Genomic DNA, 8,170 nt, shown 5'->3' with positions numbered 1-8,170 from the left:
GCCTATGTGATGAACCGGCAGGGCAGCGTGCTGCTGGGCGATACACGGCCTAAGCGGCTGATCGCGGCGGCCTATGCGGGGCTGTAGCCTGGTCACGATCCCCACGAAAAAGGGCCCGCGAGGGGCCCTTGTCCGTGATCGACTTGGGGTCGCCTGGGGGATCAGGCGTCCACCGGAAGTCAGGCGCCCAGCGAGGCGGTCGCGAAAGCGGTCATCAGGCCGATGGCCAGGATGGCGACGGGGGCGAGGCGGTCGAGGAAGGCTGCGAGGCGAGAGACAGTCATGGTGGTGATCCTTTGGTCTTGGGTCTGGGGAACCCCGGGGGAGCGGGGCCGTCCGTCTGGACACCGTTTAGATAGCACCATCTGAACGGTGCATAGATCAGCGATTTCGCAAGGCGGCTATGCAGATGCGCATAGTGCGTCAGGCCTGCCGCCGCACGGTCCCTGTACCGCCCAGATGCTGCGACCCCTTCGACGTGCGCGCCCCACAAGCCGGGGGATGACGGCGCAAGGGGTTGCCGCTATCCCCCACCCTCAATGAAGCCCCCCATCCTGGCCCTCAAGGACGTCCGCCTCGCCGACGGACCGCTGATGCTGTTCGACGGCGTCGACCTGGCGCTGGAGCCGCGCGTGCGGGCCTGCCTGGTTGGCCGCAACGGAGCGGGGAAGTCGACGCTGCTGAGGATGCTGGCCGGCGAGATCGCCGCCGACGCCGGAGAGCTAACCCTGACGCCTGGCGCCCAGGTGGCGTTCGTGCCCCAGGAACCCGCCATGAGCGGCGCCACCCTGCTGGATCACGCCACCGGCGGCGGCGCGCCGCGTCACCGGGCCGAAGCTCTGTTGGCGGCGTTCGGCGTCGACCCGACCAAGTCAACCGTGGGTCTGTCGGGCGGTGAGGCGCGCCGCGTGGCGCTGGCCCGCGCCTTTGCCGAAGACCCCGACGTCCTGCTGCTGGACGAGCCCACCAACCATCTCGACATCCTGGCCATAGAGACGCTCGAGGCTGAGATCTCCGCCAGCCGCGCGGCCGTGCTGATCGTCAGTCACGATCGCGCGTTCCTGGAACGTGTCACCGCACGCTGCTTCTGGCTGGAGTATCGTCAGGTGCGGCGGCTGGATCGCGGGTTCACAGCGTTCGACGACTGGGTGGAGAAGATCGAATCCCAGGAGGCCGAAGAGGCGCGTCGCCTGGCCCGCGCGGTCGAGCGGGAACAGCACTGGCTGGCCCGTGGCGTCACGGCGCGCAGGGCTCGAAACGAAGGTCGTCGGCGGCGGCTGATGTCGATGCGCCAGGACATGGCCGACCGCATGCGCGAGATGCGCGGGACCATGAACGCCGGGCTGGCCTCGTCAGGGATTTCGGGCCGCCGGGTGGCGGAGGCCAAGGGCGTGACCAAGGCGTTCGGCGCCAAGACCGTACTGAAGGCGTTCTCCACCCGAATCCTGCGCGGCGACCGGGTGGCGATCGTCGGACCCAACGGGGCCGGCAAGACCACCCTGGTGCGCATCCTGCTGGGCCAGATGGCGCCCGATTCCGGGATCGTGAAGCTCGGGACCAATCTGGAGATCAACTACATTGACCAGGCTCGCGCGACCCTGGCGCCGGACCTGACCCTGCGCGACGTGCTGCTGCCGGAGGGCGGCGACCACGTGATGGTGCGCGGCCATCCCAAGCACGTGAACGCCTACGCCAAGGACTTTCTGTTTACCGACGCCCAGCTACGCCAGCCGGTGAAAAGCCTGTCGGGCGGGGAGCGCAACCGCCTGCTTCTGGCGCGCGCCTTGGCTCGGCCGGCCAACGTCATGGTGCTGGACGAGCCCACCAACGACCTTGATATGGACACGCTCGACCTGCTGGAGGACCTGCTGGCCGATTATGAGGGCACGCTGATCCTGGTCAGCCACGACCGGGACTTCATCGACCGACTGGCCACCTCCACCATCGGCCTCGACGGGACCGGGCGGGCGGTGGAGACGCCGGGCGGCTGGCAGGATTTCTTGAGCCAGAACCCAGGCTTCTTCGGTGCGACGAGCGACTCTGGCGCCGCGAAGACCGCGCCAGCCACGCCACAACGGCCACAGGCCGCGCCGGCCACCAAGCTCTCTTTCAAGGACCAGCGGCGGCTGGCGGAGCTTGAGACCCTGCTCGCCGCCATGCCGGGCAAGGTCGCGGCGCTGGAGGCGGCGCTGGCCGACCCCGACCTCTACGCCCGCGATCGCAGCGCCTTTGAGCGCTATGGCCGTGCGCTCGACGCCGCCCGCGCCCAGCAGGACGCGGCCGAGACCGAATGGCTTGAGCTGGAAAGCCGTCGGGAGGCGCTGGCGGCGAACCTCTAGCGTTCCTGTGGATGAGGTTTTCCCGCTGAAACTACAGACAAAAGCGAAAATCCGCGCAACTCGTCCCCGCACTATCCACCGTCTTTCGACAGCCGGCGCCCAGGCGCGTCGGAAGGAGCCCTTGCCCGCACGGCCAGTCCGTCGCACCGTCGCCTTGCCGAGAGGAATTGCGGCGCGAGCGGACAGAGAGGCTGGCGACAGCGGACCTGAAAACTTAAGCGGGCAGATCGGCGGTTCGAGGCGGCGGGGCGACCCGCAGCGGAGACCGACGACGGCGCGAGGCGGATGGCGGGGCGACCCGACTGAGGCTTGGCGGACGGCCTGGAGGCACAGATCCCCCAACGGATCTGTATGAGAGGGCGACGTGTCGGGCGACCGAAGCGTCGCCCTCTTGCTATGCGCGGAGATCCACCGACTCCGATCTTGGAGCGTCGGTCGCGTAGGGCTAGCTTGCACGCATGATCCTGCGCCGCTCGCTCCTCGCCGCCACACTTGTCGTCCTCGCCGCATGCACGCCGAAACCTGACGCCGCCAAAGTTCCGGAGTCGGGGGAAGCGACGACCATCCGTTTCGCCACCGACTGGCGAGCCCAGGCCGAGCATGGCGGCTTCTATCAGGCGCTGGCGTCCGGAGCCTATGCCCGGCGCGGCCTGAAGGTGGAGATCGTGCAGGGCGGGCCGAACGTGAACGTGCCCCAGCTGCTGGCGTCGAACGCAGTCGAGCTCGGCATGGGCTCGAACAGCTTCATCGTCATGAACCTGGCCCAGGAGGGCGTGCCGGTGAAGGCGGTCGCCGCCTTCATGCAGAAGGATCCCCAGGTGCTGATCGCCCACCCGGACGCCGGCGTGAACAGCCTCGCCGACCTCAAGGGCCGCCCGATCCTGCTGTCCGACGCCTCGGTCTCTGCCTTCTGGGTGTGGCTGAAGGCCAAGTACGGGTTCAGCGACGATCAGGTCCGCAAGTACACGTTCAATTCGGCGCCTTTCCTGGCCGACAAGCGCGCCGCACAGCAGGGCTATGTGACCAGCGAGCCCTACACCATCGAGAAGCAGGCCGGCTTCAAGCCGAAGGTCTTCCTGCTCGCGGATGAAGGCTATCCAGGCTACGCCACAATGGTGCTGGCCACCGACGCTCTGATCGCGAAAAATCCTGCGGCCGTGAAGGCCTTCGTCGAGGCCTCGGCCGAGGGGTGGCGGGAATATCTGGCCGGCGACGGCAAGGCCGCCGACGCGCTCATCCTCAAGGACAATCCGGAGATGACGGCCGACGTGCTGGCCCAGGCGCGGGAGAAGCTGAAGAGCTACCGCATCGTCGAGGGCGCGGAGGGCGCGCCGGTCGGAACCATGACCGACGCCCGCTGGAAGACCTTCTTCGACGCCGCCTCGGCGCAGGGGGTCTATCCGAAGTCCCTAGACCCCAAGCGGGCCTACACGCTCGCCTTCCTGCCGAAGTGAGGGTTCGTGGTCGAACTTGAGGCCGTCGAGGTCGACTATGACCGGGGCCGTGCGCTCGGGCCGATGGATCTCAAGATCGCGCCGGGCGAGATCATCTCTCTTGTGGGGCCTTCGGGGTGTGGCAAGTCGACGGCGCTGCGGCTGCTGGCCGGCTTGGAGACGCCGAGCCGGGGTCGCGTGACCCGCGACGTTGGTCCAGGCGAGACGGCGGTGGTGTTCCAAGCGCCGACGCTGGCGCCCTGGCTTTCGGCGCGGGCCAATGTGGCGCTTCCCCTGGAATTGTCGGGCGTCTCCAAGCCCGAAGCTGCGGCGCGGGCGGAGGCGGCGCTGGAGCGGGTGGGACTCGCCAACGCGGCGGCGGCGCGGCCGGTGCAGCTCTCTGGTGGGATGGCGATGCGGGTGTCGCTGGCCCGCGCCCTGGTCACCCAACCGCGGCTGATGCTTCTGGACGAACCTTTCGCGGCGCTGGACGAGCTCACCCGCCGATCGCTGGCCGACGATGTGCTGGCGCTGTGGGCGGCGACCCGGCCGGCGATCATCTTCGTGACCCACAATGTGGAAGAGGCGGTCTACATGGGAGGCCGCGTGGTGGTGCTGTCCAAGGGACCCGGCCGGATCGCCGCCGACATGGCCGTCGCCGGCCCCCTGCCCCGGCCACCGGGCTTCCGCGCCGAGGCGACCTTCAGGGCGACAGCCGAGGCGGTGTCACAGGCGCTTGCCAAAGGCTCACGAGGATGAGCCGGCTCGCGCCCTTGCTGCTGGTGGCGATCCTGCTGGCCGGGTGGGAGATCGCATGCCGCGCCCTGGAGGTTCCGGCCTATTTTCTGCCGCCGCCGAGCGCTGTCGCTGACGCGCTGGGCGAACACTGGGCCGCGCTGGTTCCGGCGGCATGGCGCACGCTGTCGACCGCGCTGATCGCGCTGGTGCTGGCCAGCTTGATCGCTGTCGGCCTTGCGATCCTCACCGCGCTGAGTCCGCTGCTGGACCGGGCCATCCGCCCCCTGGCGTCGGTGGTGCAGGTGACGCCCGTGGTGGCGATCGCGCCTCTGGTGCTGATCTGGGCTGGGCTCGACCATCCGGAGCGAGCGCTGATCGCGTTGGCGGTGCTGGTGGCCTTCTTCCCGATCTTCTCCGGCGCCGTGGCGGGCCTCAAGGCCGCCGATCCGGATCTGGAGCGCCTGTTCAGCCTCTATGGCGCGGGGCGTTGGGCGCGAGTGTCGCGCCTGCGGCTGCCGTCCGCCGTGCCGTTCCTGCTTGAAGGACACAAGGTGGGCGCCGGGCTGGCGCTGATCGGCGCCGTGGTGGCCGAGTTCGGGGCCGGATCTGGCGGCGTGCGCGGGCTCGCCTGGCAGATCCTCGACGCCGGCAACAAGCTCCAGACCGACCGGATGATCGCCGCGCTCGTCGTGCTGGGCGCACTCGGCGTGGCGCTGCACGCGCTGTTGGAAGCGTTGGAGCGGGTCGGCCTGAAATGGTGGCGCGGGCGCTGATCAGGCGCCGCGACGCAGCCTCAACATCGCCTCGCTGGCCAGCACGCTCAGCGAGCGTTGGCCGTGCTCGCCGAAGACGTCCAGCGCGGCGTCCAAGGCGATAAGAGCCGCGGCCCGCTCACCCTTGTCCACACCAGTCATGTCCAGTCGGGCCTCATAGAGCCGGGCCAGGTGCATCTGGGCCAGGCCCCAGCCCACGGGATCGCGACCCGGCGAGAGCTTGGCGAGTTCGATCTTCATCGCCTCCTCGGCCGCATCGAGCACGGCGCGGTCGCCGGTGATCTCGGCTGTCCGCACCAGACACACCGCGCGCGCGCCGGCCGCCTGACCCCGCAGCGGCAGACCGGGCTGGGTCTTGAGCACATGGCCGGCGCGGTCATAGCAGCTGACCGCGTGGTCGAAGGCGCGGGCGTCCTGCGAGCTTTCGCCGAGCGCCTGCAGGGCCTGGCCGAGCGAAACCTGGGTTCGCGCCCAGTCCAGGGGCGAGTGATCCCGGGTCAGATTGTCCAGCGCCAGGGCCAGCGCGCCGGCGCCGGCGGCCAGACGGTCGACATCACCGATCACCTCGCCCTTGGCGGCCAACGCCTGGCCATGCACCACCTTGGCGCGCGCCCAGGTCAAAGGCTCATAGGCCTCATCGACGCGCTCGGCGGCTTCGGCCGCCTGGCGAGCGGCGGCGTCGAGCAGGTCGCCGTCCTTCAGGGCGGCGCCCCAGGCGCTCATCAGGTCGGCGCGGATCAGACGGGCCTCGGCGGCCACGGCGCGGGCGGCCGGCACCCGCTTGGCGACGCCATCCAGCGCGGTGATCGGTGCATCAAAGGCGGCGAGCATGCGACGCGCTTCTTCAGAAGAACCTTGGCCCAACCTTCGCCGAGCAGCGATCGCGGCGAGCCCGACGTCGGCCATGGCGGCGGCGAGACCGCCCTTCACGCTTGATCTCGCATCGCGGAAGGCGATCTCTGCGGCCGCTTCGAGGCCCGGATCGCCAAAGATCTCAGCGCCAAGCAGCCCGTTCAGCGCCTGCTCACAGCGGGCGCGGGCCCAACCGTCCTTGCGGCCGGCCGCCTCGAACCCGGCGGCGGCGGTTTCGGCGGCGGCGGCGGCCTTGCGGAGCGCCACCGGATCACCCGTGCGCCGGGCGACTTCACGCCAGACGATCGCCGCTTCCAGCCGGCGGGACGGCTTGTCCCTGGCGCCGATGCGCCCGGCGGCGATGTCACAGGCCTTGGCCTCCTGGGCCAGAAGTCGGGCGTCGAGCAACTCCAGCAGCGAGGAATCGCCGCCGGTGAGCCCGTCCATCGACGTCCGCTCAGAATCCGCGCCGAAGAAACGGCGGAGCTCGCGACCGAGTTCGAACATTCCCCGCCCCCGGGGCTCGCCCGTCCCACCATGGAACGTATCGCGCGAGCTTGATCGGGAACCAGCAAAGCCGGAGCCGCGCAGCTTAACAAGTGGTTAATTCTAGCAGTATGGTTAACGGATACTTCCGGCGCGGACACCGAAACTCTGAGCGTCGACGCAATTCAGACGAAGATGGCGGCCTGTTCTTCTACGGTCGCGACGCGCCAGGCGCCGGGCTCTAGATCGCTTGGGAGATCAAGGCCGCCGACCCGATCGCGATGCAACGCCAGCACGTGGTTGCCCATCGCGGCGAACATGCGGCGCACCTGATGATACCGCCCTTCGGAGATGGTGAGATAGGCGCGGTGACTGTCGAGGGGCTCAAGCCGGGCGGGTGCGAGCGGCGCGACCTCGCCTTCCAGCACCAGGGTCCCTGCGGCGAACGCCTCGGCTTCGTGGCCCTGCAGCGCCCGGTCCAGGTTGGCCAGGTAGCGCTTGGCCACATGGCGCCGCGGCGAGATCACCCGATGCAGGAAGTCGCCATCATCGGTGATCAGCAGCAGGCCGGTGGTGTCCTTGTCCAGCCGGCCCACCGTAGAGAGCGCGGGCATCCGCGCCCGCCAGCGCGCAGGCAGCAGGTCATAGACTGAGCGCCCCGGCTCCTTGTGCGAGCAGACCACATCCAGCGGCTTGTGCATCAGGAGGATCAAGGGCGCGGGCGGGTCCACCGGCCGGCCGACCACCGTCATGCGGCTCGGCAGGTCGGGCGTCACCGGAACCCTCGCGCCGGCGTCGCGCATCACCACGCCGTCGAGCTCCACCTGCTTGTGACGCACAAGGTCGGCGACTTCGCGACGCGAGCCATAGCCCAGGTTGGCCAGAAGCCGGTCCAGCCGCGCCATCGGCGCCTTTGCGGTCATCGACGGGCCTCTACGATCTTGTAGCCCCCGACATCAGCGCGAAGTTCGACCCGGCTGAAGGCGGCCTTCAGCGCCGCCTCGTAGGGCAGATGCCGGTTGGCCACCAGCCAGCAGACGCCGCCCCTGCGCAGCAAGCCCGCAGCGGCGCGCACGAAGGCCACCCCAAGGTCCCGATCCTCGGCGCCGCCGTCGTGGAAGGGTGGGTTCATGACCACAAAGTCGAGGTCGCCGAGCGTCTCATCCAACCGGCGGACATCAGCCTGAACGACGGTGACGCGGGGGTCGTCGAGGTTGTGTTCGGCGCAGGCCACAGCGCGGCGGTCGAGGTCGATGCAGGCCAGCGCGGTGACGCCAGGCGCGGCCAGAACCCGGGCGGCCAGCACGCCGACACCGCAGCCGAGGTCGGCGCCCCTGCCCGCCAGCGGCGGCAACGCATCGATCAGCTGGGCGCTGCCGGGATCGATGCGGTCCCAGCTGAACACGCCCGGCTGCGACCAGAGGCCCAGGGCCGGGACGACGCGCGGCGCGCCGGCGGCGATCGCCTCGCTGAGGCGTGCGGGTTGGGCGGGCCGCACCACGTAGCAGAAGCGGTGATGCTTGCGCGCGTCCTCGCCCACCTCGCAACC

The 8,170-nt window shown here is 69.6% G+C and carries 7 protein-coding genes; 4 read left to right on the top strand and 3 right to left on the bottom strand.

Annotated elements, in window-relative coordinates; translation table 11 throughout:
• The first annotated feature begins 539 nt into the window (after positions 1-539).
• The 4 genes from ACIQ3R_RS11955 to ACIQ3R_RS11940 all read left to right on the top strand — a co-directional run bounded on the left by ACIQ3R_RS11955 (position 540) and on the right by ACIQ3R_RS11940 (position 5,283).
• Positions 540-2,339, top strand: coding sequence for an ABC-F family ATP-binding cassette domain-containing protein (locus ACIQ3R_RS11955; RefSeq protein WP_397418762.1), 1,800 nt, complete (start codon positions 540-542; stop codon positions 2,337-2,339).
• Between the two features lie 458 nt (positions 2,340-2,797).
• On the top strand, positions 2,798-3,793 hold the full coding sequence (locus ACIQ3R_RS11950; protein ID WP_397418760.1) for an ABC transporter substrate-binding protein: 996 nt from the start codon (positions 2,798-2,800) through the stop codon (positions 3,791-3,793).
• Positions 3,794-3,856: 63 nt separating this feature from the next.
• Positions 3,857-4,531 carry an ABC transporter ATP-binding protein gene (locus ACIQ3R_RS11945; RefSeq protein WP_397418764.1) on the top strand — a complete coding sequence of 225 codons (675 nt, stop codon included), beginning with the start codon at positions 3,857-3,859 and terminating at the stop codon, positions 4,529-4,531.
• On the top strand, positions 4,528-5,283 hold the full coding sequence (locus ACIQ3R_RS11940; protein ID WP_397418758.1) for an ABC transporter permease: 756 nt from the start codon (positions 4,528-4,530) through the stop codon (positions 5,281-5,283). The genes ACIQ3R_RS11945 and ACIQ3R_RS11940 overlap by 4 nt, the downstream gene beginning before the upstream one ends.
• On the opposite strand, the gene ACIQ3R_RS11935 is transcribed toward ACIQ3R_RS11940, so the two are convergent.
• The 3 genes from ACIQ3R_RS11935 to ACIQ3R_RS11925 all read right to left on the bottom strand — a co-directional run.
• Positions 5,284-6,642, bottom strand: coding sequence for a hypothetical protein (locus ACIQ3R_RS11935; RefSeq protein ID WP_397418756.1), 1,359 nt, complete (start codon positions 6,640-6,642; stop codon positions 5,284-5,286).
• Between the two features lie 164 nt (positions 6,643-6,806).
• On the bottom strand, positions 6,807-7,544 hold the full coding sequence (locus ACIQ3R_RS11930) for a pseudouridine synthase (protein ID WP_397418754.1): 738 nt from the start codon (positions 7,542-7,544) through the stop codon (positions 6,807-6,809).
• A partial coding sequence (locus ACIQ3R_RS11925) for a class I SAM-dependent methyltransferase (protein ID WP_397418752.1) occupies positions 7,541-8,170 on the bottom strand: 630 nt, incomplete at its 5' end. The genes ACIQ3R_RS11930 and ACIQ3R_RS11925, both read right to left, overlap by 4 nt.

It is taken from the genome of Phenylobacterium sp., assembly GCF_044371015.1.
In the GTDB taxonomy this organism is placed as follows: Bacteria; Pseudomonadota; Alphaproteobacteria; order Caulobacterales; family Caulobacteraceae; genus Phenylobacterium.
The sequence above is the reverse complement of the archived record's forward strand: the minus strand, read 5'-3'. Positions and strand labels throughout refer to the sequence as shown.

What these genes read in the sequence shown, in the direction of transcription:
- ACIQ3R_RS11955 (WP_397418762.1), top strand. Translation starts at nt 540, where the DNA reads ATGAAGCCCCCCATCCTGGCCCTCAAGGACGTCCGCCTCGCCGACGGA.
- ACIQ3R_RS11950 (WP_397418760.1), top strand. Translation starts at nt 2,798, where the DNA reads ATGATCCTGCGCCGCTCGCTCCTCGCCGCCACACTTGTCGTCCTCGCC.
- ACIQ3R_RS11945 (WP_397418764.1), top strand. Translation starts at nt 3,857, where the DNA reads ATGGATCTCAAGATCGCGCCGGGCGAGATCATCTCTCTTGTGGGGCCT.
- ACIQ3R_RS11940 (WP_397418758.1), top strand. Translation starts at nt 4,528, where the DNA reads ATGAGCCGGCTCGCGCCCTTGCTGCTGGTGGCGATCCTGCTGGCCGGG.
- ACIQ3R_RS11935 (WP_397418756.1), bottom strand. Translation starts at nt 6,642, where the DNA reads ATGTTCGAACTCGGTCGCGAGCTCCGCCGTTTCTTCGGCGCGGATTCT.
- ACIQ3R_RS11930 (WP_397418754.1), bottom strand. Translation starts at nt 7,544, where the DNA reads ATGACCGCAAAGGCGCCGATGGCGCGGCTGGACCGGCTTCTGGCCAAC.